Genomic DNA, 23,512 nt, shown 5'->3' with positions numbered 1-23,512 from the left:
AACTATTGGAGACGGATTACAATTCGTTCACCGGCTCCGTACGCCTCTCGCCTCTTAAGGAGAACGCCATGAACTACGCCAAAGACGTCCTGGTCAGTACCGACTGGGTTGCCCAGAACCTCGGTCAGGAAGGCATCCGCCTCATCGAAGTCGACGAAGACATCCTGCTGTACGACACCGGCCATATCCCCGGCGCGGTCAAACTCGACTGGCAGACTGACCTGTGGCACCCCGTTCAGCGCGACTTCATCACCCCCGAGGAAGTCAGCGCGCTTCTGGGCCGCCTGGGCATCAAGCCCACTGATCAGGTCATCCTGTACGGCGACAAGAGCAACTGGTGGTCCGCCTACGCCTACTGGTTCCTGACCTACAGCGGGGTGCAGAACCTCAAGCTGATGAACGGTGGCCGCCAGAAGTGGATCGCCGAGAACCGTGAAGTCACCACTGATGCTCCCAGCTTCCCTGCCACCGAGTACCCCGCCCTTCAGCGCGACGACAGCCTGCGGGCCTACCGCGACGAAGTCAAGGCTCACCTGGAAAGCGTCCAGGCTGGTCAGGGTGCCCTGGTGGACGTCCGCAGCCCCGACGAGTTCTCGGGCAAGGTCACCCACATGGCCAACTACCCGCAGGAAGGTGTACTGCGCGGCGGTCATATCCCCGGCGCGCGCTCCATTCCCTGGGCCAAGGCGACCAATGAGGACGGCACCTTCAAATCCGCCGAGGAACTCAAGGCCCTGTACGAGGGCGAAGGCGTGACGGCAGACAAGGACGTCATCGCCTACTGCCGCATCGCCGAGCGCAGCTCCCACAGCTGGTTCGTGCTGCGTGAGCTGCTGGGTTACTCCAAGGTGCGCAACTACGACGGCAGCTGGACGGAGTGGGGCAACGCGGTCGGCATGCCCATCGAGAAAACCTACAGCGAAGCCTGAGCGTCCATGAAGTGAAGGGGGAGGTGGGGTCAAACCCACCTCCCTGCTTTTTTCTGGCACGGACAACTGGAAAGCCGTGCCAGCATGACCCATGAGCGAAACGGTCCGGCGGTCGTTGCTGCGCCTTCTAAGCGAGGACGGCCAGCAGCAGGCCAGTGTGGTGGTGCTGGTGGACGGGAGTGTCCGATTGCGCATTCAGTCGGGTGAGGTCAGCCATGACCTTCATGCAGCCACCCTGGAAGACCTCACTCTGCTGGCGGCGATGGAGCCGATCCTGGGTGCCGAACTGTATCACCTGCTGACCTGGGAGCTGGACCTTCTGGCGTTGCGCGGGGCTCACAGTTGGGATCCGACCGGCTGAAGCCATCTTCATTCGCCTGGCTCAGGTCCTGCAGGGAGGAAGGTGGCTGGGCCTGACTTCGAAATGCCCGCACGTACATGGGAATTCTCTGACCCAGGTCAACAACCGGGGTCAAAAGAGGAGCAGGCTCATCTGCATTCACCAGATAAGCAGGAAGAAAAGTGTCATGTCGCGCGATTTAAGGTGATTCCATGATGCGACTTCTCGTCGCCCTGGCAATTCTGGCCCTGCTGGTGTTCCTGTGGCCAAGGATTCAAAGCTGGGGACGCCAGACCTTCCGCCGATCCGACTCCGCCCCGACCCGTTCGCAGGAGGCGGCGCCCTTACCCTCTAACCGTCCTTCCGGCGTGCGGGTGGTGCCGGCTACCCCCCGTGAGGAGACCATCCCGGCTCCACGGAGTACCCCAGCCCCTGTGGCTCCACCGGCAGCGGCGCCTCCCGTCGTCCCGGCGCCGCCCGTAACGCCTGCCCCGGTTCCGGTGATGGCCGCCCCGGTCGCGGCCGCTTCGGTTGTGGCGGTTGCCGCACCGGTGGGCACAGCTACACTGGACGATCCCGACGCCATCCGCCCGGAAGTCAGCGCCGATGTGCTGGCTTCCGCACGGGCTTCGGTGCAGCCGGAAGTTCCCGACGAGGTCCTGTCCGATGCCCTGCTGGACGTGACCCCCGCACAGCTGCAGCAACTCTTTGCCACCGTTCCGACCGAGGTGATGGCCCATGCCATCGGCCGCACCGATGACGTGAGCAGAACGCCGGTGCAGGCTGGGGAACTCGCGCAGCTTCAGGGCCTGGGAAGCGCGGTGGATGAGCTGGATATCTGGAGCTTCGGAGACGACAAGACCTGAAGCGGCAGACACGCCAACTCAGCGGAAGTCATCGACTCGGTTAAGGGGCCCGCCCAGGCCGCTCAGACGCGCCGGCAGGCGCGCACTGGGCACCTGGGCGCCCGTATCGGCATCAAAGGTCTCGAAGGTCGCACGTCCGGCCGACGGATACACATTCAGCAGGTTCACGGTGCTGCGGGCCGTACCCGGATACCCCACATAATCACGCCCGCCGATGCCGCCACTGGACAGCACATTCAGTGGCCCCAGCCGTCCCGGGTAAAACGCCGCGTGGTGCCCGTGGATATAGGCCAGGACCTTGCCCTTTCCCATCACGGTCCGCAGGGCCAGTGCGTCCCGCAGGACCTCGCCGGGGCGGTTCTTGCCCTGGCTGACTCCGGCCAGCGGCAGATGACCCAGCACGAGCCTGACGCCCGCCCGTCGCGCCTGGGGCGTGGCCAGCTGAGCCGCCAGCCAGGACTGAGCCGCGGCCCCTACCTGAGAACCGCTGGCATCCAGAGACGCCACGAAGACCCGTCCTTCTCCCAGCGTGAAGCTGTATTGGAAGGGAAAAGAAGAGCGCTCGACAAACTCCAGGGCCGGGGGACGTGCTTTCCAGTACCGGGCTGCCTCCCGGCGGTCGCGTGCCAGGCTGGCATCGTGATTGCCCAGGGTAAAGCCGAACGGAATGCCCGCGCGCTGCAGTGGGCCATAAACGTCACGGTCGAAGCTGGCCCACATGGCGCGCATGGTGGAGTCGCTGAGGCTGGCTTTCTGCCCGGCGATCAGGTCACCGGCAGACAGCACGGCGTCTGGCTTCCATTCCTCCACCGTTCGCTGGACGGCCCGGGTCAGGGCGGCGGGATAGGTCAGGCTGCCATAGGAGCCGTTGAAATCACTCAGGATGACGAGCCGCAAAGGAGTCTCAGCGGCAGGTGGGGCAGCCGCACTCAGCAGGGGCCAGGACAGCAGCAGGGAAAGAAGCACTCGGCGCACCCCCGCAGTTCATCATGGTTTCTTGAGCCGAAGATCAGCCGGACCTGACCTGGGAGCCGCATGCTGAGGTATGTCGCAGGATGATTACCAGCCAGACCGTACCGACCCCTTGCCAGTCAACCCCACGCTGCGTCCACATCAGAGCCCGCCTGCTGTTCACACCCCGGCCGAGCAGGGACCAGCCCCGGCCGACGCGGCCACCCGGCCAGCTTCTGGAATCGTGACCCAAACCGGCGAAGGCCTCAGCACGGACGAGGTCACGGCCCTGATCGGCGGCGCTGATGCCTCGGCCACCGAGACCATCCTGTCGCTGGAAACAGCAGAGGGCCTCGATCCCCAGACCGAAAGCTGAGTGCCGAGGCCGTCCTCTATCCTGGCGTCATGCAATCCATCGCCGAACTGCGCTCAGCGTGCGCGGCGCTGCCCCAGACGCAGGAAACATTTCCCTTCGACGCATCCACGCTGGTGTTCAAGGTGGCGGGCAAGATGTATGCCCTGACTGATATTCATGGCGATCCGCTGACCCTGTCCCTGAAGGTGCGGCCTGACCGTGGCCAGGAACTGCGTGTCACCTATCCGTCGATCCAGCCCGGGTACCACCTGAACAAGCGTCACTGGGTAACCCTGACCCTGGATGGATCGGTTCCGGACATGGTCGTGACTGAGCTGCTGGCGGGGAGTTACGCGCTTGTCGTTCGGGGCCTGACCCGTGCTGCCCGCACAGACCTGGGGCTGTGAATAGTTGCGTTTGCCAGGCAGTCCCAAAGACGGTGACAGTGGCCGGCAGGCTGAACGTCGTACTGGCCGTACCTGCTGCAGGGGGTCCAGACCGTCGTGTCCGCTGCTTCAGCCCTGACCAGACTGACCCATCAGACCGGGGTGATCCCGGGATGGCTGAAGGCGACCCCGTGTCGGTCACCCTGACGACGTGGGGCCCAGTGATCGGACTGACCCGGCTGCGACCCTACCAGCACACATGCCAGGACGCGGCCGGCCCGCGCACCACCAGGCCTTCGGTCGCCGTGGTGTTCTGCTGGCACACTCTTCTACGCCAGCGGAAACGACCTTTGTGGCAGGGGAGAGGGCCGCGGGACCTGACCCACCGGCTCGTGGACGTGGCCGCGTCATGAAGCGACCACGTGCAACAGGTCTGAGGCTGGCCCGGACACTGGGCATCACTGGGTTAGGGCTCTCGGTGACCGTCACGGTGGCCACCTGGCTGGGCCTGCTGATGACACTGGCACCAGCCCAGAAGAGCCTTGACCTGGCACTCGCCCAGCTTGAGCGCCTGGAAAGTCAGCTGGCAACCGTTCAGCGAACCCTTGCCCCACTTGAGCAGCTGGGACGGCCCCAGACCGTCGCAGCCGTACGGACACTGGCTGACCTGACGCAGACGGCGCAGCGGACGCCACTGGCAGGAGCTTTGCTGGGCCAGGAAATGCTGGGCAACGCCGTGGCCCTGACCCGCGCCTGGGAGGAAGCACTGTCGCAGGGTCCGGGCCTGACGGGGCTGACCGAGGCGCGCCAGACGGTACGTCACTGGCAGGAACAGGTCCGCAGCGCCCGTCGTACCCTGGACTGGATGGCTGTGGCCCTGGGGCTGCTCGTGACGTTGCTGTGCGCCTGGTTTGCTGCGGGCCAGTGGATGCTGTACCGCCATGCCCGAGAGCAGCTTGGCAGGACAAAGGGCTGAAGCACGCGCTCCAGCCCTGACAGCTTTGTGCTGCCTGACCTCAGAAAGCCGTGTCGAGTGCAGCCAGGGCAGCCACCGGGTCCGTGATGCCCGCCTGCGCCATGTCAGGCCGGCCGCCTCCCTTACCTCCAGCGGCGGCAGCCAGCTTGCCTGCCAGCTGTCCGGCGTGCGCGCCACGGGTCACGGCGGCCTTGCTGGCCTTGACCACCAGGCCCTTGTCCGAGGCCAGCACCACCAGATCGGCTCCGCTCTGGTCCAGCAGCTTGTCGGCGGCGCCGCGCAGTTCGTTGCCCTCGATGCCACTGAGTTTCAGGGCGGCAACCTGGAAGCCGCCCAGTTCACGGGTCTGGGCTGTGCTGCCGCTGCCCCCTCCCATCTGAGCCTCAGCCAGCTGACGTTTGACGGCAGCGACGTCCTTCTCGGCAGCCTTGAGCTGAGCCTGCAGCCCGGTGACACGGGTCTCAAGGCCATCAGGCGAGGTGTTCAGCAGGGCGGCGACCCGGGCTGCTCCGTTCAGACGCTCGCGCACCCAGGTCGTTGCGGCTTCACCGGCCAGAGCCTCGATCCGGCGCACACCAGCTGCCACATTCTCATCGCTCAGCAGGACAAAGGCGCCAATGTCCCCCGTCCGGGGGACATGCGCCCCGCCGCAGAGTTCCTTGCTGCTGACCGGCTGCCCGCCATATTCGACATTGCCTTCCACCGAGACGACCCGTACCTTCTCGCCGTATTTCTCGCCGAACAGTGCGGTGGCGCCGGCCGCTTTTGCCTCGGCAATAGGCATCTCCTGCCAGGTCACCGGGAAGTTCGCACTGATCCAGCGGCTGACCAGGGTTTCCACGCGGGACAGCTCCTCAGTGCTCAGCGCAGCTCCGTGCGAGAAGTCGAAGCGCAGGCGGTCAGCGGCCACCAGTGAGCCAGCCTGGCGCACGCCGGAGCCCAGCACGGCGCGCAGGGCCGCATGCAGCAGGTGGGTCGCGGTGTGGTGGCGCTGGATGGCCTGCCGCTCCACCCCCACCACACCGCGCACGGTGACGCCCTCGGTCAGTTCGCCCTGCTCGACCAGAACGTCGTGCAGGAAAACGCCCGCAGGAGTCTTGCGGGTGTCGCGGACCACACCGGCGCCGCCCTCCCACTCCAGACGGCCCGTGTCGCCAACTTCGCCACCACCCTCGCCGTAAAACGGGGTGCGCGACAGCACCACGGTGGCCTCACTGCCCGCCGACAGGTGGCTCAGTCGCTCGCCCGCTCCCACTAGGGCCAGGACCTGCCCTTCCGCTTCCAGGTGGTCGAAGCCCACGAACTCGGTGGCGCTCAGGCCCTCCAGGGCTTCCTGGTTGCCGCCGAACAGTTCGGACTTGCCGTATTTGCTGCCTGCTCTGGCAATGTTCTGGGCGTTTTCCAGGCTCTCGGCATATCGGGCCTCATCCACCGTGATGCCGTACTCCTCGGCGATTTCCTTGGTCAGGTCCAATGGAAAGCCATAGGTGTCGTACAGGATGAAGGCTTCCTCGCCGCTCAGGGTGCCGCCCTGCTGCATGCCACCCAGCAGGCCGCCAAGACGCTGAATCCCGCCTTCCAGTGTTTTCAGGAAACGTTCCTCCTCGGCCCGGATGGCGGCCTCGACCCTTGCCTGCTCGGTGCGAAGCTCGGGGTAAGCGTCGCCCATGCTGGCTGCCACAACCGGCGCGATCTGATACAGCGCGGGCTCACGCATGCCCAGGAGGTAGGCGTGTCGCGACGCACGGCGCAGAATCTTGCGCAAGGTATATCCACGGCCGGTGTTGCTAAGGGCCGTGCCGTCCGCCAGGATCATGCATACGCTGCGCATGTGTTCGGCCACAACCCGGTGAGAAACACTGACCTCTCCCTCGTAGGGCTTCCCAGACAGTTCCACTACCCTGTCCACGATGGGCCGGAACACGTCATTGCTGTAGAAGTCCGGGACATCCTGAACCACGCTGGCCACGCGCTCCAGACCCATACCAGTATCGATGTTCTTGAACGGCAGGTCTTTCAGGACCGGGGTGCCATCTGCGGCCAGATCCTGCCGATCGTACTGGGGAAACACCAGATTCCAGACTTCCAGAAAGCGAGCACTTTCGCGTGTCTGCGCGTAGTCAGCCCAGGTGTCGTCACCGTACTTGGGGCCACGGTCGTAATAAATTTCGCTGCACGGTCCGCAGGGACCGTTAGGACCTTCTAGTGGAGCGTTGGCTGGCCAGAAGTTCTCATCGGCGTCAAAACGATGAATATGGCTGGCGTCCAGGCCCACTTCCTTCGTCCAGTATCCGAAGGCTTCCTCGTCGTCCTTGTAAATGGTGACGTACATCTTGTCCGGATCCATACCCATCCATTCGGGGCCGGTCAAAAATTCCCAGGCCCACAGAATGGCGTCCCGCTTGAAATAGTCACCGAACGAAAAGTTGCCCATCATTTCGAACAGCGTCAGGTGGCGGCGCGTCCGACCTACGTTTTCGATGTCCGGTACACGCACACATTTCTGCGCTGTGGTGACACGCTTGTTGGCCACCCCGTCAAATACCGCCGGCGCACCCATGAACTGCTCTTTAAAGGGCTGCATGCCGGCCACGGTAAACAGCGTGGTGGGGTCCGGAGCAACTGTGGAATGCGAGGGCAGGCGCAGGTGCCCCTTGGACTCGAAGAATTGCAAGAACTTCTCGCGGATGTGGGATGTACTGAGCGGAGCGGTCATGCGGAGCAGTCTAGCGTTGGAGTTGGCTAAGGCTGCGGGACGCGAGGTAAGGGGCAGGTCACAAGTTGCAACTGTAACCTGCAGGGATTTTTTTCGATTTCATCAGCATGAATGCTACTACTGAATTCTGACACTCTGACGAATCCAGTTTATTTGATCTGTATCATCATCCATCGATTTACCTGCTTTATGTCACGGCTCCCTAGTTGTAAACAAGAGGCAATAAAAGTATCTTTGGTTGGTAGTATGTTGTTAAGAAATGATCGAGACGTTATAGACTTCCCGGCACGCTGTGCTTTTCCTAATGAAGAAAGGCATGTAGTTATTGCCCCACCGTTGGCATATTCGTGTTCTTGCATCATTTTTTTTCCAGTCATTATCATGTAAAAATCATTGGCCAACTCTGCGTATTCAGGCCTCAGTCGGTTGATTGCATAATCAGTACCAAAGAAGACTGAGGCATTAATAATAAGAGTAGAGTTTTTTGAAAATTTGAATTCTAGTGAAGAAACCGCATCTCGTGGGTCAAGGGTCCCTGAATACTTATTTCCAGGCACAGTTATGCCAATCGCCAATCTGTCGCCTGTTTCTGTAGAATCTGTAATTTCACATTTATATTTTTTGCAGAAGGTGCTTTTTAAAAAGCTAGGAGAGAGTTTCTGACCTATCATGGGTGGGCCGGCACTGGCAGTGCAACCCGTTGCGAAGAGGATCACCAGACAGGCCACAATACGCATTGTTAATGTCTTAGCCAGCATTGTGTTTTCCCTCCTATGATCCAGCGATTTCCATTTTTCGTAAGAGGCAGCTCTTCCTTAAAATTTGTCAACACATTTTGCTGGGCAACAACAATATAATCATTGCCGACTTCAGAGATGATCGCCACATGACCATATGTATTTGTGGAGAAGACAATGATATCTCCGGGCTTAGGCTTGATATGGCTGCCTATTTTTGTGCCTGTCTTCGGATCTGTATTCCGACATTGAATAAAACCATCAAAGGTGTTCCCGCCGTCGGGGATCGAATTTTTATAGAATGTAGAGGCATTACCACGGTGGGAAATATATTTGCCGGTGTTTATGCTGGTGTATCTTCTAATAAATTCTACACACTGCCATTTAAATCCGTAATATACAGCCCCATCCTTAGAGTAACTGTTGCCCCAGGTCTGGCTTTCATCGGAACCATTAAAATATGCAGGGATGCCGTTAAGTGAACCGATCACTATGCCGGCGCGCATCTTCTTGAGCTCTTCTAAGTCATAGCCTCCCGCTGGGACTTTTAATATGGCCTGCTCCTCAGCTGTCGTTATTTCTGTCAATGCGGGACTGGCTATTGGATCGCCGTCCTGGCTGTCTGGTGTGCCATTGCTCAACGCCGACGCAAATGCTTCCGCACCGGTCGCTATTCGAGCGGCCTCATCTCGACCGTTGATTATCTTTCGTGCGCCAATAAAATCTGTTTTTTGCGAATCGATATAATCTCCAAGGGACTTACTGGTGAAAGAGCCAGTTGCCATACCTTTGGCTAGAATAATGGCTGCAATTTCACTGTCTGAGGCGGCAAGGTCTGGGTCGGCTAACAAACTTGGAATCTTGCCATTTCGCCTGATGCCACTTGGAACGACAGCATACTGCTGCGCTTTGGCATAGTTTGCCCGTCCAGTCAGGTGGACATAGCCTCGACCTCTAAATTTGTAGCCATCACCAGCTTCCGTATTTCCTAACTCTTCAAGGTTCCTGCGTTTCCTGGTTTCTAATATTTTTGCGGCACTGAATCCTAAGGCGAGGCGCTTTGCGTCCTTAGGCAGAACGCGAGTGGGATTTGGACCGTATGCCTGTTCGAAATACTCCTTTGCTGTCCACCCTGGCATATATTTTTCGGAAAATGCAGTGAACCCGGAGGACTCCCAGACGGCCGTCGCAAAGACATATGCCAGTTGATTGGCATCTCGGACGCCGGCCGACGAGCAAGCTGAAATAATTTGCGCAACATGTTTGCATGCCTGTGCTTTATCAAATGGTTTACCTAGCTGCTTGGCAAGAGCCTGCACTGCTGAAAGGACCGTATCCATATCGAGTGTACTATCTGTCTTCTGCCGATCGGATACTGGTCTAACTTTGTTGGGAAGGCGGAGCGGTGCCTGCGTGAGTTGCAGACTACTAACAGCCTGGTCTCCCTTATTAAAACTGGCAGAGGCAGATACTGCATTGGGTGAGAATTTCCCCGAGAAAGAAGCGCTGTTTTCTATACCTCTGAGAATAAATGTATTATCTTGGTGTACGTTTCCGATGAGTTGCCAGCCCTTTGGGCTGCCAGGATTTACCCAATAACGCGCATGTAGGCTGCCATCTGGCTTGCGTTCAATGTTCAAAAAGAATTCTATGCCATTCTTTTTACCCCGAAAACCTTTCCGCCATTCCTGCTGATTGGCTTTCTTAGGTACTGCCGGCTTGTAAGGTTCAATAGTTGGTTGAGGCGGTTTGGGCTTTGGTTTGGGACCGGTAACTTGTGGTGGAGCGATCATGGGGACCTCCGTGAATTGTGGAGGCATGGTACGTGCCGTCATCGACAGCCGGGAGAAGATTTGACCAACAGAAAAGAGCCTGTACGATTGCACAGGCTCCTGTTGTCCTTCTTATTCAGTCCAGATCGACGGCCCACCAGGCCTCGCGCTGGGCCGCCAGTCGGGCACGCGGATCTCCAATGGTTGCCAGGGCGCGGGCCAGGCCCTGCCAGTCAGCTTCGCTCATGGGATCGATGGCCAGGGCACGCTGATGGAACTGCGCGGCGTCACGGTCCTTACCTGCTGCTGTGGCGGCCTTGGCGCACAGGCTCAGCAGGCTCAGCTGCTTTTGCTCCAGCCGTGAGCGCACGTCGTCCACCCAGGGGCTGTCGGCGCCAGGCAGAAACAGGCCGTACTGGCTGACCAGTTCCCGCATCTCTTCCAGGCCTAGGCTGCCCTGCTCAGCCTGCTGCGCCAGCAGTTCAAAACGCTGGACGTCATAGGTGGGATTCAGGTCTGGCGCCAGGGCGTAGCGGCGGTTGGCACTGATCACGGCCTCGTTGCTCAGGCTCTTGCGCAGGCGGTGCAGGGTGGTATGAAACAGACTGCTGGCCCGCCCCTCGTCCTTCTCGGGCCACAGGGCCTCAGCGGCTTCCCAGCTGGTGACTTCCTTGTGTTCCAGCAGATAGAAGAACAGTTCCAGGGCCTTGCGGCTGACCCAGGCAACAGGTGTGCCCTTCCAGACCACCTGGGCGGTTCCCAGACCCTTGGCCTGCATGCTGTCTTCACCCTGCACGTTCAACCCGGCGCGGCGCAGCCGGGCGTCGATGGCAATATTGAGTTCCTGTGGTGTAAAAGGCTTGGGCAGGTAGTCGTCTGCACCCAGGTTCATGCCACGCCGCACGTCGCCCCGTTCCGCGTGGCTGGAAAGCAGCATGAATGGCAGGGCCGAGAGTTTCTCGTCTTCGCGCACCTTCTCCAGAAATTCGAGGCCAGTCATATAAGGCATAACGACGTCACTGATAATAAGGTCAGGCGTGAACACCTTGAGCAGGTCAAGCGCTTCCACGGGATGGCTGCTGGTGCGGACCTCATGCCCGGAGCGGGACAGGATCACGCTGACGAGTTTGAGGATGGCGGCGTCGTCATCCACCACGAGAATGCGCGGCATGCCACGAAGTCTAACAGCACCGCACGCCGGGGCAGATGAGGTCTGGCCGTGCTCTACCCTTAGGGTATGAGCGAGCCGTTGACGATTCTTCACACCCGTACCCTGACGCTCGACGATGCCCGGCCCGAAGTTCAGGCAGTGCTGGTTGGCGCTGGACGTGTTCTGGCCACCGGTTCGCGTGAGGAGCTGCGTGCTCTGGCCCCAGGCGCAGCGGTGCAGGACCACCGCGACCTGCTGCTGACCCCTGGGCTTGCCGATGCCCATATTCACCTTGTCTCGTACGGCTTTTCGCTCTCGCAACTGGGGCTGCACGGAGTTCAGAGCCTGCAGGAAGTGCTCGCTCGTGTCGGGGCTCGTGCTGCTGCGTTGCCGGCCAGCAGCTGGATTCGGGGAGGCGGCTTTCTGATGGCCGAACTCGGCATGACTGAATACCCCACGGCCGCCATGCTTGACGAGGTCAGCCCACATCATCCGGTGCTGCTGTACTCGCGGGATCTGCATATGGCCTGGGCGAACACGGCGGCGCTGCGTGCTGCCGGCGTAGGGGAGAGCACCCCCGACCCCGAAGGCGGCCGGGTCGTGCGTCCGCTGGGAACCCTGCTGGAAACCGCGATCGAGTTGGTGGCGCGCGCTCTTCCTGCCCCCAGCGAGGCAGAATATCTGGCCGCCGCGAAAGCAGGGGCCGATGATCTGGCCGCTCGCGGATACGTCAGTGCACACACTATGGGGTTCGAGGCGCCCCAGGCCCCCCGGGCCCTGCAGACCCTGGCGGCGCGGGGCGAATTGCCACTGCGTGTGTGGGCCTGTCTGCCCCATGAACGGTTGGGGCCTGCCCGTGATCTGGGCCTGGCCCTGAATCCGGGTGGTCTGTTTCAGTGGGGCGGCGTGAAATTCTTCGCCGACGGTGCGCTGGGCAGCCGCACGGCGTGGCTGCACGCTCCTGGCTTTGCCGATGGGTCGGGCACGGGAATTCCGCTGGACCCGCCCGAACTGATCCGTGAGCGGGGCCTGGAAGCCATCGCGCTGGGCCTGACCCCGGTCACCCACGCCATTGGAGACCGGGCCAACACCGAAGTCCTGAATGTGTACGACGACCTGCGCGCCGCTGCCCACTCGCGTGGGGTCCGGCTGCGGATCGAGCACACCCAGCACCTGCGGGACGAGGATATTTCACGCTTCCGGGGCCTCACCGCCAGCGTCCAGCCCATTCACCTGCTGGCCGACGCGCCCATGATCCGGGACCTGATGCCGCATCTGGAGGCCAGAAGTTATGCGTTTCGTTCCCTGCAGGAAGCAGGAGCCATCCTGGCCTTCGGCAGCGACGCGCCGGTTGCTCCGCCTGTTCCTCAGGCCAACTTCGCGGCGGCGGTAACGCGTACAGGCGACGACGGCCGGCCTCTGGCCCCCTCGGAAGCCATGACCGAGCTGGAAGTATTGAGGGCGCATACACGCGGTCCCGCGCTGGCCGCCGGCTGGGACGATGAGGGCATCATCCGGCCCGGGGCACGCGCCGCGTTTACCCTGTGGGACCGGCTGGGCGGACAGGCACAGGCGCTGGTGCTGTAGGCCGGATTTCCTGGCTGCAGCCGTTCGGGACCTGAGCACAGGGGTGCAGGGGCGCCTTGGGAGACAGGCACAGAGGACGGCAGCAGAAAGCAGGGCGCCCGACCAGAATGGTCTGCGCCCTGCTTCGTTCTATGGTTTACTCCTCGTCAGGCAGGTCGGCGTTGCTGTACACGTTCTGGACGTCGTCCAGGTCTTCAAGTGCCTCTAGCAGCACCATCAGCTTTTTAGCGTCGTCGCCGGCGATGGCCACGGTATTGCTGGGAACCATGGTGATCTGCCCACTTTCAATGCCGAAGCCGGCGCTGGTCAGGGCGTCCTGCACGGCGTACAGTTCGGTGGGCGGAGTGCTGATTTCCAGGCCTTCCTCGGATTCCTGGATGTCTTCCGCGCCGTGCTCGATGGCCACTTCCTGGGCCTGTTCGCTGCGGTCGGTCAGCAGGATCACGCCTTTTTTCTCGAACTGCCAGGCGACGCTGCCGTTGGTGCCCAGCGAGCCGCCGCGCTTGTTGAATACGGCGCGGATATCGGCCACGGTGCGGTTGACATTGTCGGTCAGTGTCTCGATGAAGATGGCCGTGCCGCCGGGGCCATAGCCCTCGTACGTCACGTCCTTGTAGTCGGCGGCGCCCTCACCCGCACCCACTGCACGTTTGATGGCATTGTCGATGTTGTCCACCGGCACGGTGTCGGCTTTGGCCGCGGCAATGGCATTTTTCAGGCTGAGGTTTCCGCCCGGGTCACCGCTGCCGCCCGAACGGACAGCGGCCTGAATGGCGCGGATGTGCTTCGAGTACATCGCGCTGCGTCTCTTGTCGTTGGCACCTTTTTTGCGTTTGATCTGCGACCATTTGCTGTGACCGGCCATGATTTGAAGGTTCTCCTGTCCGTAAAATTGCGCCCACACAGTCAAGGGGGCGCGAGACGCCGGGCATTCTAGCGCGGCGTCAGGACAGAGCGGCCCTGTGCAGGCAGCGGGCCTCAGCCGTCCTCGTCCTCAGGTTCCTGCGAGGGGTGGGCGGTCGGCACCAGGCGCGCGACATCCTCTGTCGGTGACCGGTTTTCCCGTTCCGCGTCGCAGGGACCGGTATCCAGGCCGCTGATCAGCACTTCTCCGCCGCTCCGCTCGCCTTCAGGTTGCGTCATACGCCCAGGGTATTGGCAACAGGACCCAAACGGGTGTGCGTCTGCTCAAGACGGGAGCAACCACTCCAGGGCCGGTTCGTTGTGCCTACAGCCGCACGACGCTGCGGTCGCCGATCACAAGTTGCAGGCCGGCGTCGCTGGGGGCGCTGATGACCGCGTGCCGGCCAACGACCGCATTGCGCAGCGGCCGCGACGGATGCAGGATATGCGCGAACTCGTCAATCAGCGAGGCACTGACGGTTGCCCCACTGACGCGGGCGTGGGGACCCACGCTGACGTGCGGCCCCAGCGTGCTGCCCCGCACGGTCGCGTGTGGACCGATCCACACCGGGCCGCGCAGGGTACAGTCCTCGACCACCGCGCCGGCTTCCACCACGACCGTGCCGGACACTGTGGTGCCCTGAACACGGCCGTCCACCCGTGACGGCAGGCGCGACAGAAAGTGGGCATTGGCGGTCAGCAGGTCTGCCGGGGCTCCGGCATCCGACCAGAAGCCCTTGAATTCCACCGCCCGGACGCGCCCCCCAGCGGCCAGAACCGAGGTCAGGGCCTGTGGGAACTCGATTTCACCGCGTTCACTGGGCGCCAGTTCTGCCAGATGGTCAAGCACCTGCGGCTGGAAGGCGAACACCCCGCAGGCCGCCAGGTTGCTTTCCGGCTGGCGCGGCTTTTCCACCAGCCTCCTCAGCTGGCCCTTGTCCACCACAGCCACACCGTAAGCCTGGGGATTGGCCACCTGTTTGACCCCGATCACGGCGTCTGTGCCGGGCAGGCCCAGCGCGACCGGCCGCAGCGAGTCCTCAAACAGGTTGTCGCCCAGGTACAGCAGCGTGGGCTGCCCGTCAAGGAAATCACGCGCGCACAGCACCGCGTCTCCGGTCCCCAGGGCTTCGGGCTGGAGAATGAAGGTCAGGTGTCCGCCGCCCTGGGTGGCGTCGCGCAGGTCCGTCTCACTCGAGCGGCTGGTCACGATGCCGATGTCCTGAATACCAGCCTCATGCAGCGCCCGCACCGCGCGCCGGATGATCGGCACGCCCGCAATAGGTAGCGCATGTTTGGGCCGGGTGGCGCTGATGGGAAGAAGACGGCTGCCGCGACCCGCGGCCAGAATCAGACCTTTCATGAGCTCGCCCGGAAGTATAGCCGGGCCCCATGAAGCGCCGTGAGAGGCCGTCTGGATGGGCCCGGGACGCTCAACGTGATAGGGACTCCTCCAGGGCCTCGGCAAACGCATCCTCGTCATCCAGCCAGGGGTAATGGCCGGCGTCCAGCACAGTGACGTCGGCCCCGCCCAGGTCTGCCACCCACTGCACCTGCGTGGGATAGCTGCTGCGGTCATGGGCTCCAGCAATCAGAAAGACCGGCCGACGGATCTCCTGCAGGAAGGGAGCGTACTCGAATTCCCACAGACCCTGATTCACCAGGGCCTCCTGCACCTCACCGCCGCCGGCAAGCTGACCCTCAGCGTCCACGAACTCCAGCCGCATGCGGGTGGCCGCGTCACGGAACTGCATGGCGTTGAGCAGGTCACGGGCGTTGAGCAGGTCGAACGCCGCTTCCACCCGCGCACTGCCGATCTGGGGGTGCTGGCCTTCGGGTGTACCTGCACGCACCTGTTCGGCGGGATCTTCCAGGTCCTGGCCGCGCAGCGCACTGGCTTCTTCCAGCAGGGTCAGGGCCAGGTCCGGGAAGTGCACCCAGGGGTTGACCAGCACGACCCGTTCGGTGCGCGTGGGATGACGCCGGGCATATTCCAGGGCCACCAGGGCACCGAAAGCGTGGCCCAGCGGCACGATCCTTTCCACTCCCAGATGGTCGCGCAGGGCTTCGACGTCCGCGACCAGCGTATCGAGGTCCAGGGTGTCCGCGCCCTGCTCAGTGTCTTCCAGAGGGCCGCTGCGCCCGGAGCCGCGCTGGTCCAGGTACACCATGCTGCGGCCTTCAAGGCGTTCGCCGAACAGGGTCCGGAACGAGTAGCTGTTGTAGCCGGGTCCACCATGCAGGTAAACCACAGGAGCGCTGCCTTCCTGGCCCTCGCCCGTGACCTCGAAGTACAGGTCCGCACCGTTGAGCCGTTCAAACTGTCCCTCGCCCTCCAGGGCAAAAGCGTCATAGGCCATGTCGTCAAAATCGTGAGGGCCGCCAGTCATCCCCGCATTGTAGGCACCGGGCAGGATCCGGAAGCGCAGGAAGAAACCTGACGCCTGTTAAGCGAACATAAACCGCGTTAGCGCCACTGGAATGCACCCCTGACCCTACGATGACCACAATCACGATTCGCCCTCGATCCACCGAGGGGGAAATCCGCAGAGGCGCCGAGAAGACGTCTGTGCGGGACACACTCACGGACTTCAGGAGTTAAAGGGCAGCCATGGACCAACGCATCCTTCTTATCGAAGACAATCCGGACATCACCCGCGTCGTCCAGTACGAACTGGAGCAGGCCGGCTACCGTGTCCTGACAGCCGCTGACGGCATTACCGGGCTGACGTCGGCCCGCGAGCACGCCCCGGATCTGGTGGTGCTTGACCTTGGCCTGCCAGACTTCGACGGTGCCGAGGTGGCCCGTCGCCTGCGCAAGACCAGCAGCGTGCCGATCATCATCCTGACCGCCATGGACGCGGTGGACCGCAAGGTCAACCTGCTTGAAGCGGGCGCCGACGACTACATGACCAAGCCCTTCCATCCGGAGGAACTGGTCGCTCGGGTCAAGGTGCAGCTTCGTCACCAGCAGCACGGCGAGGTGATCTCGATTGGCGCGCTGGAAATTCATCCCCAGAAACGCCTGTGCCACTACAACGGCCATGAGGTGCGCCTCTCGCCCAAAGAATTCGATCTGCTGACCTTCCTGGCCCGGCAGCCTGGGCGGGTCTACTCGCGCCAGGAAATCGAGCGCGAGGTCTGGAACGGGGAACTGCCCAGCAACAGCAACGTGGTGGACGTGCACATGGCCAACATGCGGGCCAAGCTGCGTGACCTCGACGGCTACGGCATCATCCGAACCGTACGCGGCATCGGGTACGCACTCAAGACGCCCTGAGCTGATCTTTGTTTAGGTCCCCGCCCTTGTGGGCGGGTTTTTTATGCCCTGAACCTGCCAGACTGCTGGACATGAGAGAAGGAAACACCACCCTGACCGCAGTTCCCGGCTTTCAGGTGGGCCACTGGACCGACCCGGTAGGTCAGACCGGCTGCACCGTGCTGCTGTGCCCAGCGGGGGGTGCGGTGGCCTCGGCCTCGTTCCTGGGACCCAGCCCCGGAACCCGCGAAGGGGTGCTTCTGGGGCCGGAAAAGAAGGTCGAGCGTGTGCATGCACTGCTCCTCACCGGAGGCAGTGCCTTCGGTCTCGCAGCTGCCAGTGGCGTGGTGCGGGTCCTGGAGGACCGTGGGATCGGGCATGAGACGCCCTGGGCGCGTGTGCCCCTCGTGCCGGCCGCCGTGATCTATGACCTGGGTGTCGGAGATCCACAGGCCCGGCCCGGCGACCCCGAGGGCGAATATGCCGCCCGCGCCGCCTCGTCCGCTCCGGTGCAGCGTGGGCGGGTCGGTGCAGGCACAGGAGCCACAGCCGGCAAATACCTGGGAGTGGGCGCGGTTCCCGGTGGCCTGGGCAGCGTGTCTCTGGAGCGCCATGGCGTCAGGGTAGGCGCCCTGGCTGTCGTGAATCCCATCGGCGACGTACTGGACGAAAGGGGCGAGGTTCTTGCCGGTCCCGGGACTGGACCTGGGGCCCTGGCCTTCACACCGGGGGACGTGGAAAGCACCACCCTGGTCGCGGTGGTCACCGAACATACCCTGACCAAAAGTGAATGCCGGCGTCTGGCCGACGCCGCCCAGACGGCACTGGGGCGAGTCATTCACCCGAGCCATACCTTCTGGGACGGAGACAGCGCCTTCATGCTCAGCAGTGCCGCCCGGCCGCCGGCCGATCCGATGTTGCTGGGAGCGTTGGTGCAGGAAACCGTGTGTGCGGCGGTGCGTGACGCGGTCCGGCAGGCCCAGGGGAGCCGGTCAGAGGTACAGCTGTAAGGCGATGGCTGCGACAGGATACAGGCACCGACCTGAAAATCCTGTGCACCACCGTCCCTGCACCCTTCTGCCGCGCTGATCCCGGTGCACACCCTGGTGTGCCGTCACCGAGACGCTAGACAGTGCGCCCCGGGCAGAAGCGGGCCTGTTGTCAACTTTGCCTGAAGGTCAGCCGCAGGCCGGTCAGGGCAAAGCCTGCCCGGGCAACATTGCGCTCGCTGGGCGAGCCTGGAGTCACAAACACGCTGGCCAGGTCGGCGCCTGCTTCTACGGCTTGATGCAGACGCCAGGCCAGCAGCGCGGTCTGGACCCCCCGGCCGCGGAAAGCTGGGAGCGTGGAGGTGCCGTGCAGGGCCGCCACGCCGCCTGTCACACTCATGGCTGCGGTCGCAGCCGGCTGACCGTCCAGCCACGCCGTGTACAGCTGAGTGTCCGGAGCCCGCGCTACCGCCTGCATGATGTCCAGCCCCCCGCCAAAACCCTGTGCGGACCACTGCGCCCATTGTTCCGGGTCGTTTTCCTCAAGGATGGCGAAGTCCCCCACGGGAGGCAGGTCGCGCAGGTGCCGCGTGTACAGGTGCGGCATGGAGGTCAGGACATAGCCGCGTCTTTCCAGTTCAGGCAGGAGGGTAGGGGCGGCGTGGGACAGCAGATGCAGGGTCGGTGCCTGTCCGTACTGCCCGCTGAAGGCTTCAAAGGCGTTCAGGTCCTCACTGGAGGGCAGCCCGGAGCCCCCATGCCACGCGGTATTCAGGACCAGCCCGGGTGCGGCATACACCGCGGTCAGTGGCCCGAAGTAGCCCACGGCGCCCGTCAGACCGTAGCGGGCATGGGCCTGGGCTTCTACCAGTGCCACACGTTCAAGCAGTTCAGTGACGTGCATGCCTGAGCTTATCTGCATTGTCCGGCGTGCCTGACGTAGCCTGTAGCCCATGACGGATGCCGGACCCAGTCGAGCTTTTGTTTCCCTGATCGGGGCTGGCCCGGGCGACCCGGGGTTGCTGACCCTACGCGGCCAGCAGGCCCTGCGGGAGGCGGACGTGGTGCTGTTCGACTACCTCGCCAATCCTGAGCTGCTGCGCTACTGCTCGCAGGCGCGCACCATCTATGTCGGGAAAAAGGGATTTTCCGAGTACATCTCGCAGGAGCAGATCAATGTCCTGATCGTGCAGAAGGCCCTTGAGAACGGCGGGCAGCGGGTGGCGCGGCTCAAGGGTGGGGACGTGTTCGTGTTCGGCCGCGGGGGCGAGGAAGCCGAGGCCTGCGTCCAGGCTGGGGTGCCTTTCGAGGTCGTGCCGGGCGTAAGCAGCGCGATCGCCGCGCCCGCGTATGCCGGGATTCCCGTGACCCACCGCAACGCTGCGCGTAACTTCGCGGTGCTGACCGGCCACACGCACGATGGTGGCATGCCCCACGAGACCCTGGCCGGCGTCGATACCCTGGTGTTGCTGATGGGCGTGCGCAACCTGGAACGGATTGCCGCCCAGCTCATCGAGGGCGGCCGCGATCCGGGCACGCCGGCAGCCACGGTGCAGTGGGCCAGCACGCCAAGGCAGCGCGAGGTTGCCGGGACGCTGGCGACCATTGCCCAGGCCGTTAAGGAGGCTGGCCTGGGAGCCCCCGCCGTGACGGTGGTGGGTGAGGTGGTGCGTCTGCGCCAGACGCTGCAGTGGTTCAACCCGGCCTCCCGGCCCCTTTCAGGCCGCACCGTCGCGGTGACCCGCACACGCGGCGGTGCCAGTGCCCTGGGCGACGTGTTGCGTGAGCGCGGCGCCGAGGTCCTGGAGGTGCCGCTGATCTGTTTTGCGCCGACTAGCGACCCGGCGGCCCTGTATGCCCAGCTGCGTGATTTGAGTGGCGTGTCGTGGCTGCTGCTGACCAGCAATCAGGCGGTGGCCGCATTGCTGGAGCACCTGCACGCGCTTGGCCTGGATACCCGGCACCTCTCAGGAGTCCGGCTGGCCGCAGTCGGCCCCAGCACAGCTGCCAGCCTGCAGCAGCGCGGGCTCCGCGCCGATTTCGTGCCTTCCACGCCCGGAGCGCGCCACCTCGCCGGTGAGTTGCTGTCAGGCCCGGGGGAGGTGGCTCTTCACCTCACCTCCCAGCTGGCCGAGGACGGCCTGCAGCGTCATCTGGAAGCCCGCGGTGTGGTGTACCAGCGTGCCGAGCTGTACCGCACCGAGGCGGCGGTGCTGGACCCGGTGTTGCGCAACCGTCTGCGGTCGGTTGATGCGGTGACCCTGGCTTCAGGCAGCGCGGCGCGGCACCTCGCGGCCCTGGCTGGTCCGGAGTTCGACCCTCTGGCGCTGCGGGTCGTCGCCATGGGGCCGCAGACCGCTGAAGCGGCCCGTCAGGCCGGTTTCCGGCATCTTCAGGTGGCCAGGATGGCCAGTCTGGAAGCTCTGGCAGACGCCGTCGAGCGCTGCTTTGGCTGACGGATCTCGCGACAGGGGGTCCATCGAGGACGCCCGGCCAAGTGTTCATGGTGAACATTCTCATCCGTGGTCTCACGGCTCAGGTAGGGTGAGGCATGCACGCCAGGGACACCGAGCGTGAGAACGCGGGCCTCCGCGCACTGCTGGACCTCAGTGCCCAGCTGCTCGGTGCCCATACCCTGCGCGAGGTTGAGGCTGTACTGACCAGCGTCACCCTGCGGCTGATGCACAGCCGCTACGTGTATTTCCTGAGTCTCGACGCGGCGCAGGATGCGCTGCTGGTCAGTCACTCGGCCGGGGAGGCTGACCCACCGCTGGGACTGCGGTTGCCCCGTGGGCAGGGCCTTGCCTGGCAGGCTGCTCTGAGTGGCCCAGAAGTGCTGATGGTCAGTAAGGACGAGATCCCTCAGACGGCAGTCCGGACCGCCGGGGCGCCAGACCAGCATCTGCTGTTTGCTCCGCTGCGCACCTCGCACGAGGAGCTGCTGGGCGTGCTGGCCCTTGGCCGGGTGGAGCCTCCTTTCAGCACGCAGGAGCGCAAACTGCTGCTGGCGTTTGCGCACGCCGGGACCGTGGCCCTCGAACGCGCCCGCGAGGCCCAGAAGGCCACCCAGGCGCGGGAAAATACCCTGCTGGTGCTGGGTCTGGCCATGGAAGCGCGAGATTACGAGACCCAGGGACACACCCGGCGGACCGTGACGCTCTCCCAGCAACTGGGCCGAGCCCTGGGCCTGCCCACGGCGGACCTGGATGATCTGCGCCAGGGAGCGTATCTGCATGATCTGGGCAAGCTGAATATCCCCGACCGCGTGCTGCTCAAGCCTGGGCCACTCGACGAAAGTGAATGGGCGTTGATGCGTCAGCACACCGTGACCGGCGAGAACATGGCCCGGCGGGTGCCCGGGGTGACCCCTGGAGCCCTGGGTGTCATCCGCTCGCACCATGAGCGCTGGGATGGACGGGGCTATCCGGACGGGCTGCGGGGAGAGGCCATTCCATTGCTGGCCCGGTTATTTGCCCTGGTCGACGTGTTCGACGCCCTGACCCATGACCGGCCGTACCACTCGGCAATTACGGTTCCTGAAGCCCTGGGCATGCTGCGCGACGCGGCGGGCACCCAGTTTGATCCGGCACTGCTGGAGGTCTTCCTGTCGGTGCTGACAGGAGACAGTCCCAGTCCTCAGCCCTGAGCGTGTGGGCCGCTGCCCTGCAATGAAAAAGCGTGCTGGACAGCCTTCTTACCGTTCGGTCCGGGACGCGAGCCCCGTCATCAGGCGCTATGCTGCGCCTGATGAGACTGCTTGCTGCCTTCCTCGACCTCAGCGGTCAACCGGCCGTGGTGGCGGGTGGTGGCCCGGTGGCCCTGCGGCGCACCCGGACGCTGCTAGAGGCCGGGCTGCAGGTAACGGTGGTGGCTCCGCAGATTCATGCGGAATTCTCGACACTGCCCGTGACCGTGGTTCATCGGCACTGTAAGCCTGATGATTTGAGGGGCGCGCGGGTCGTCGTGGCCGCCACGAATGACCCGGCCGTCAACGAGCGGCTGTGTGAGGCTGCCCAGAAGCAGGGGGCCCTGGTAAACCATGCTGGAGACGCCGCGCGGGGGACGCTGCGCTTCCCGGCGGTCGTCTCACGGGGCGGGCTCCAGGTGGCCGTCAGCACCGGGCGCGAGTTGCCTGTGCTGGCCCAGGCCCTGGGCGACAGAATCACTACGTTGCTTCCCGACGAGCCCACCCTGGATCAGTGGTCCAGGCAGCGAGAGGAGGCATTGCGCGAGGCAGAGCCTGCGCGTGAGCTGGCCCTGCAGGCTCTGCGCGAAGACATCCGGACCACCTTGGGAGTTCCAGCATGACCCTTTCCTGCCCAACAGCGCGGCAGTTTCTTGATCTATCCGGCACCCCGGCGCCCGCTCCACTGGATTTTACGGTGGTGGGCCTCAACCACCACACCGCCCCCGTCGAGGTCCGCGAGCGCGCCGCCGTGCGGGCTGGCGAAGAAGAAGCGTTGTACTCGCACCTGTCGCGACATGCTCAGGAAGTGATGCTGCTGGCCACCTGCAACCGGACCGAGGTCTATCTGGCTGGTCTGGCAGGCGATCCAGTCTCGGCTTTCGAGGGTGCCTGGGGCCACGCCCTGGCCGATCACCTGTACGTCTACCGGGGCGAGGCCGCCGTGGCCCACCTCTACCGGGTGGCGGCGGGCCTGGACAGCCTGGTGATCGGAGAGACCCAGATTCAGGGTCAGGTCAAGCGGGCCTGGCAGGGCGCCCACGACCGCGGGCTGAGCAGCAAGGTGCTGAACAAGGTCGCGCAGGGAGCACTCGCCGCCGGCAAGCGCGTGCGCTTCGAAACCGGCATGAGTGACAAGGTCGTGAGTGTTTCCAGCGCCGCCGTGGAACTGGCGCAGGCAGCGCTGGGCACCCTGGAAGGACGCACCGCCCTGATCCTGGGCGCTGGTGAGACCGCCGAGCTGACCCTGACCCACCTGCGCGCAGCCGGTGTGGAGGACGTGATCGTGGTCAACCGGACGGTGGAGCGCGCCCGTCAGCTGGCAGAGAAACTTGGCGGTCAGGCCTGTGCCCACGAGTACCTGCACGAAGTTCTGCCGCAGGCGGACGTGGTGATTGCCTCCAGCGCCGCGCCGCATTACGTCCTGCATGGAGAAGGGGTTCGTGCTGCCCTGGCCGCCCGTCCGGACCGCGAGATGTTCCTGATTGACATCAGTGTGCCGCGCATCCTGGACCCGGACATCGCCCTGGTCGCAGGTGCCCATCTGCTGAACCTGGATGACCTGACCGGCATCGTCAGCCGCAACCTGCAAAGCCGGCGTGACGCCCTGCCGCACGCACAGGCCATCATCCGGGAGTCGGCCGCCGACCTGCAGCGCTGGCACCTGACCCGCGAAGCACAGCTGGGCCGCCGCGCCCTGGCTACTGCCTGCGACTGAATTCAAGCCGTTCGAGAAATAGTTAACCCGGCAACTGAAGTCCCTGGAAGAGAAGGCTACCGGTAGCCTTCATTCTGATCGCGTGAGCTGGGCGGCCGCTGGAGCAGAGACGTTGTAGGCGGCAGGAGGGCGGCACCGGGCAAACTTCTCTGGAGCGTAGAATCCTGCTTCAGTTGTCGTAAGCACTTCGGGGC

Annotated in this window: 23 protein-coding genes; 13 read left to right on the top strand and 10 right to left on the bottom strand. The window is 63.6% G+C overall.

Annotated elements, in window-relative coordinates:
- The first annotated feature begins 68 nt into the window (after positions 1 to 68).
- The 3 genes from IEY49_RS08465 (at position 69) to IEY49_RS21410 (ending at position 2,135) form a co-directional block, all read left to right on the top strand.
- Positions 69 to 929, top strand: coding sequence for a sulfurtransferase (locus IEY49_RS08465; protein ID WP_189006753.1), 861 nt, complete (start codon positions 69 to 71; stop codon positions 927 to 929).
- Positions 930 to 1,020: 91 nt separating this feature from the next.
- Positions 1,021 to 1,290, top strand: a complete 270-nt coding sequence (locus tag IEY49_RS08460; protein WP_189006751.1) for a hypothetical protein — start codon at positions 1,021 to 1,023, stop codon at positions 1,288 to 1,290.
- A gap of 191 nt (positions 1,291 to 1,481) precedes the next feature.
- Positions 1,482 to 2,135: a hypothetical protein gene (locus tag IEY49_RS21410; protein WP_229780705.1), complete on the top strand. Its 654-nt coding sequence runs from the start codon at positions 1,482 to 1,484 to the stop codon at positions 2,133 to 2,135.
- Positions 2,136 to 2,153: 18 nt separating this feature from the next.
- On the opposite strand, the gene IEY49_RS08450 is transcribed toward IEY49_RS21410, so the two are convergent.
- A complete protein-coding gene (locus IEY49_RS08450) occupies positions 2,154 to 3,110 on the bottom strand; it encodes a metallophosphoesterase family protein (protein WP_189006749.1) in 957 nt (318 codons plus the stop codon).
- Between the two features lie 70 nt (positions 3,111 to 3,180).
- Between IEY49_RS08450 and IEY49_RS08445 the strand changes: the two genes are divergently transcribed.
- From IEY49_RS08445 to IEY49_RS08435, 3 genes are all read left to right on the top strand, one after another.
- Positions 3,181 to 3,462, top strand: a complete 282-nt coding sequence (locus IEY49_RS08445) for a hypothetical protein (RefSeq protein WP_189006747.1) — start codon at positions 3,181 to 3,183, stop codon at positions 3,460 to 3,462.
- A 29-nt stretch (positions 3,463 to 3,491) separates the two neighbouring features.
- On the top strand, positions 3,492 to 3,848 hold the full coding sequence (locus IEY49_RS08440; protein ID WP_189006745.1) for an MmcQ/YjbR family DNA-binding protein: 357 nt from the start codon (positions 3,492 to 3,494) through the stop codon (positions 3,846 to 3,848).
- A 388-nt stretch (positions 3,849 to 4,236) separates the two neighbouring features.
- On the top strand, positions 4,237 to 4,803 hold the full coding sequence (locus IEY49_RS08435) for a hypothetical protein (RefSeq protein ID WP_189006742.1): 567 nt from the start codon (positions 4,237 to 4,239) through the stop codon (positions 4,801 to 4,803).
- A gap of 40 nt (positions 4,804 to 4,843) precedes the next feature.
- On the opposite strand, the gene alaS is transcribed toward IEY49_RS08435, so the two are convergent.
- The 4 genes from alaS to IEY49_RS08415 all read right to left on the bottom strand — a co-directional run bounded on the left by alaS (position 4,844) and on the right by IEY49_RS08415 (position 11,199).
- Positions 4,844 to 7,519, bottom strand: a complete 2,676-nt coding sequence (alaS, locus tag IEY49_RS08430; protein WP_189006739.1) for an alanine--tRNA ligase — start codon at positions 7,517 to 7,519, stop codon at positions 4,844 to 4,846.
- 149 nt (positions 7,520 to 7,668) lie between these two features.
- A complete protein-coding gene (locus IEY49_RS08425; protein WP_189006736.1) occupies positions 7,669 to 8,277 on the bottom strand; it encodes a hypothetical protein in 609 nt (202 codons plus the stop codon).
- Positions 8,259 to 10,049, bottom strand: a complete 1,791-nt coding sequence (locus IEY49_RS08420) for a CHAP domain-containing protein (RefSeq protein ID WP_189006733.1) — start codon at positions 10,047 to 10,049, stop codon at positions 8,259 to 8,261. Before IEY49_RS08420 ends, IEY49_RS08425 begins: the two co-directional genes overlap by 19 nt.
- 115 nt (positions 10,050 to 10,164) lie before the next feature.
- Positions 10,165 to 11,199 (bottom strand): AfsR/SARP family transcriptional regulator, encoded by a 1,035-nt coding sequence (locus tag IEY49_RS08415; protein WP_189006717.1) that lies wholly within the window; start codon positions 11,197 to 11,199, stop codon positions 10,165 to 10,167.
- A 66-nt stretch (positions 11,200 to 11,265) separates the two neighbouring features.
- Here IEY49_RS08415 and IEY49_RS08410 point away from each other — a divergent pair, with 66 nt between their 5' ends.
- Complete coding sequence (locus tag IEY49_RS08410; protein ID WP_189006714.1) at positions 11,266 to 12,765, top strand: amidohydrolase; 1,500 nt, start codon at positions 11,266 to 11,268, stop codon at positions 12,763 to 12,765.
- Positions 12,766 to 12,901: 136 nt separating this feature from the next.
- Here IEY49_RS08410 and IEY49_RS08405 read toward each other — a convergent pair whose 3' ends face one another.
- From IEY49_RS08405 to IEY49_RS08390, 4 genes are all read right to left on the bottom strand, one after another.
- The gene (locus IEY49_RS08405; RefSeq protein ID WP_189006712.1) at positions 12,902 to 13,630 is read right to left on the bottom strand and encodes a YebC/PmpR family DNA-binding transcriptional regulator; all 729 of its coding nucleotides are present in this window, start codon (positions 13,628 to 13,630) and stop codon (positions 12,902 to 12,904) included.
- A gap of 113 nt (positions 13,631 to 13,743) precedes the next feature.
- Positions 13,744 to 13,908: a hypothetical protein gene (locus tag IEY49_RS08400; RefSeq protein ID WP_189006710.1), complete on the bottom strand. Its 165-nt coding sequence runs from the start codon at positions 13,906 to 13,908 to the stop codon at positions 13,744 to 13,746.
- Positions 13,909 to 13,993: 85 nt separating this feature from the next.
- Positions 13,994 to 15,031, bottom strand: coding sequence for a sugar phosphate nucleotidyltransferase (locus IEY49_RS08395; protein WP_189006707.1), 1,038 nt, complete (start codon positions 15,029 to 15,031; stop codon positions 13,994 to 13,996).
- Positions 15,032 to 15,101: 70 nt separating this feature from the next.
- Complete coding sequence (locus IEY49_RS08390) at positions 15,102 to 16,058, bottom strand: alpha/beta fold hydrolase (RefSeq protein WP_373291877.1); 957 nt, start codon at positions 16,056 to 16,058, stop codon at positions 15,102 to 15,104.
- A gap of 221 nt (positions 16,059 to 16,279) precedes the next feature.
- Here IEY49_RS08390 and IEY49_RS08385 point away from each other — a divergent pair, with 221 nt between their 5' ends.
- Complete coding sequence (locus IEY49_RS08385) at positions 16,280 to 16,948, top strand: response regulator transcription factor (protein ID WP_012694036.1); 669 nt, start codon at positions 16,280 to 16,282, stop codon at positions 16,946 to 16,948.
- A gap of 71 nt (positions 16,949 to 17,019) precedes the next feature.
- Positions 17,020 to 17,937, top strand: coding sequence for a P1 family peptidase (locus IEY49_RS08380; protein ID WP_189006704.1), 918 nt, complete (start codon positions 17,020 to 17,022; stop codon positions 17,935 to 17,937).
- 151 nt (positions 17,938 to 18,088) lie between these two features.
- Here IEY49_RS08380 and IEY49_RS08375 read toward each other — a convergent pair whose 3' ends face one another.
- Positions 18,089 to 18,820, bottom strand: a complete 732-nt coding sequence (locus IEY49_RS08375) for a GNAT family N-acetyltransferase (protein ID WP_189006701.1) — start codon at positions 18,818 to 18,820, stop codon at positions 18,089 to 18,091.
- A 49-nt stretch (positions 18,821 to 18,869) separates the two neighbouring features.
- Here IEY49_RS08375 and cobA point away from each other — a divergent pair, with 49 nt between their 5' ends.
- The 4 genes from cobA (at position 18,870) to hemA (ending at position 23,318) form a co-directional block, all read left to right on the top strand.
- Positions 18,870 to 20,372, top strand: a complete 1,503-nt coding sequence (gene cobA, locus IEY49_RS08370; protein WP_189006696.1) for a uroporphyrinogen-III C-methyltransferase — start codon at positions 18,870 to 18,872, stop codon at positions 20,370 to 20,372.
- Between the two features lie 95 nt (positions 20,373 to 20,467).
- Positions 20,468 to 21,562 carry an HD-GYP domain-containing protein gene (locus IEY49_RS08365; RefSeq protein WP_189006693.1) on the top strand — a complete coding sequence of 365 codons (1,095 nt, stop codon included), beginning with the start codon at positions 20,468 to 20,470 and terminating at the stop codon, positions 21,560 to 21,562.
- A gap of 101 nt (positions 21,563 to 21,663) precedes the next feature.
- A complete protein-coding gene (locus IEY49_RS08360; protein WP_229780704.1) occupies positions 21,664 to 22,224 on the top strand; it encodes a precorrin-2 dehydrogenase/sirohydrochlorin ferrochelatase family protein in 561 nt (186 codons plus the stop codon).
- A complete protein-coding gene (gene hemA / locus IEY49_RS08355) occupies positions 22,221 to 23,318 on the top strand; it encodes a glutamyl-tRNA reductase (protein ID WP_189006661.1) in 1,098 nt (365 codons plus the stop codon). Before IEY49_RS08360 ends, hemA begins: the two co-directional genes overlap by 4 nt.
- The last annotated feature ends 194 nt before the right edge of the window (positions 23,319 to 23,512 follow it).

Source organism: Deinococcus malanensis, assembly GCF_014647655.1.
GTDB lineage: Bacteria > Deinococcota > Deinococci > Deinococcales > Deinococcaceae > Deinococcus > Deinococcus malanensis.
Note: the sequence above shows the minus strand (reverse complement) of the source record. Positions and strands in the feature narration are given on the sequence as shown.

What these genes read in the sequence shown, in the direction of transcription:
- IEY49_RS08465 (WP_189006753.1), top strand. Translation starts at nt 69, where the DNA reads ATGAACTACGCCAAAGACGTCCTGGTCAGTACCGACTGGGTTGCCCAG.
- IEY49_RS08460 (WP_189006751.1), top strand. Translation starts at nt 1,021, where the DNA reads ATGAGCGAAACGGTCCGGCGGTCGTTGCTGCGCCTTCTAAGCGAGGAC.
- IEY49_RS21410 (WP_229780705.1), top strand. Translation starts at nt 1,482, where the DNA reads ATGATGCGACTTCTCGTCGCCCTGGCAATTCTGGCCCTGCTGGTGTTC.
- IEY49_RS08445 (WP_189006747.1), top strand. Translation starts at nt 3,181, where the DNA reads ATGTCGCAGGATGATTACCAGCCAGACCGTACCGACCCCTTGCCAGTC.
- IEY49_RS08440 (WP_189006745.1), top strand. Translation starts at nt 3,492, where the DNA reads ATGCAATCCATCGCCGAACTGCGCTCAGCGTGCGCGGCGCTGCCCCAG.
- IEY49_RS08435 (WP_189006742.1), top strand. Translation starts at nt 4,237, where the DNA reads ATGAAGCGACCACGTGCAACAGGTCTGAGGCTGGCCCGGACACTGGGC.
- alaS (WP_189006739.1), bottom strand. Translation starts at nt 7,519, where the DNA reads ATGACCGCTCCGCTCAGTACATCCCACATCCGCGAGAAGTTCTTGCAA.
- IEY49_RS08425 (WP_189006736.1), bottom strand. Translation starts at nt 8,277, where the DNA reads ATGCTGGCTAAGACATTAACAATGCGTATTGTGGCCTGTCTGGTGATC.
- IEY49_RS08420 (WP_189006733.1), bottom strand. Translation starts at nt 10,049, where the DNA reads ATGATCGCTCCACCACAAGTTACCGGTCCCAAACCAAAGCCCAAACCG.
- IEY49_RS08415 (WP_189006717.1), bottom strand. Translation starts at nt 11,199, where the DNA reads ATGCCGCGCATTCTCGTGGTGGATGACGACGCCGCCATCCTCAAACTC.
- IEY49_RS08410 (WP_189006714.1), top strand. Translation starts at nt 11,266, where the DNA reads ATGAGCGAGCCGTTGACGATTCTTCACACCCGTACCCTGACGCTCGAC.
- IEY49_RS08405 (WP_189006712.1), bottom strand. Translation starts at nt 13,630, where the DNA reads ATGGCCGGTCACAGCAAATGGTCGCAGATCAAACGCAAAAAAGGTGCC.
- IEY49_RS08400 (WP_189006710.1), bottom strand. Translation starts at nt 13,908, where the DNA reads ATGACGCAACCTGAAGGCGAGCGGAGCGGCGGAGAAGTGCTGATCAGC.
- IEY49_RS08395 (WP_189006707.1), bottom strand. Translation starts at nt 15,031, where the DNA reads ATGAAAGGTCTGATTCTGGCCGCGGGTCGCGGCAGCCGTCTTCTTCCC.
- IEY49_RS08390 (WP_373291877.1), bottom strand. Translation starts at nt 16,058, where the DNA reads ATGACTGGCGGCCCTCACGATTTTGACGACATGGCCTATGACGCTTTT.
- IEY49_RS08385 (WP_012694036.1), top strand. Translation starts at nt 16,280, where the DNA reads ATGGACCAACGCATCCTTCTTATCGAAGACAATCCGGACATCACCCGC.
- IEY49_RS08380 (WP_189006704.1), top strand. Translation starts at nt 17,020, where the DNA reads ATGAGAGAAGGAAACACCACCCTGACCGCAGTTCCCGGCTTTCAGGTG.
- IEY49_RS08375 (WP_189006701.1), bottom strand. Translation starts at nt 18,820, where the DNA reads ATGCACGTCACTGAACTGCTTGAACGTGTGGCACTGGTAGAAGCCCAG.
- cobA (WP_189006696.1), top strand. Translation starts at nt 18,870, where the DNA reads ATGACGGATGCCGGACCCAGTCGAGCTTTTGTTTCCCTGATCGGGGCT.
- IEY49_RS08365 (WP_189006693.1), top strand. Translation starts at nt 20,468, where the DNA reads ATGCACGCCAGGGACACCGAGCGTGAGAACGCGGGCCTCCGCGCACTG.
- IEY49_RS08360 (WP_229780704.1), top strand. Translation starts at nt 21,664, where the DNA reads ATGAGACTGCTTGCTGCCTTCCTCGACCTCAGCGGTCAACCGGCCGTG.
- hemA (WP_189006661.1), top strand. Translation starts at nt 22,221, where the DNA reads ATGACCCTTTCCTGCCCAACAGCGCGGCAGTTTCTTGATCTATCCGGC.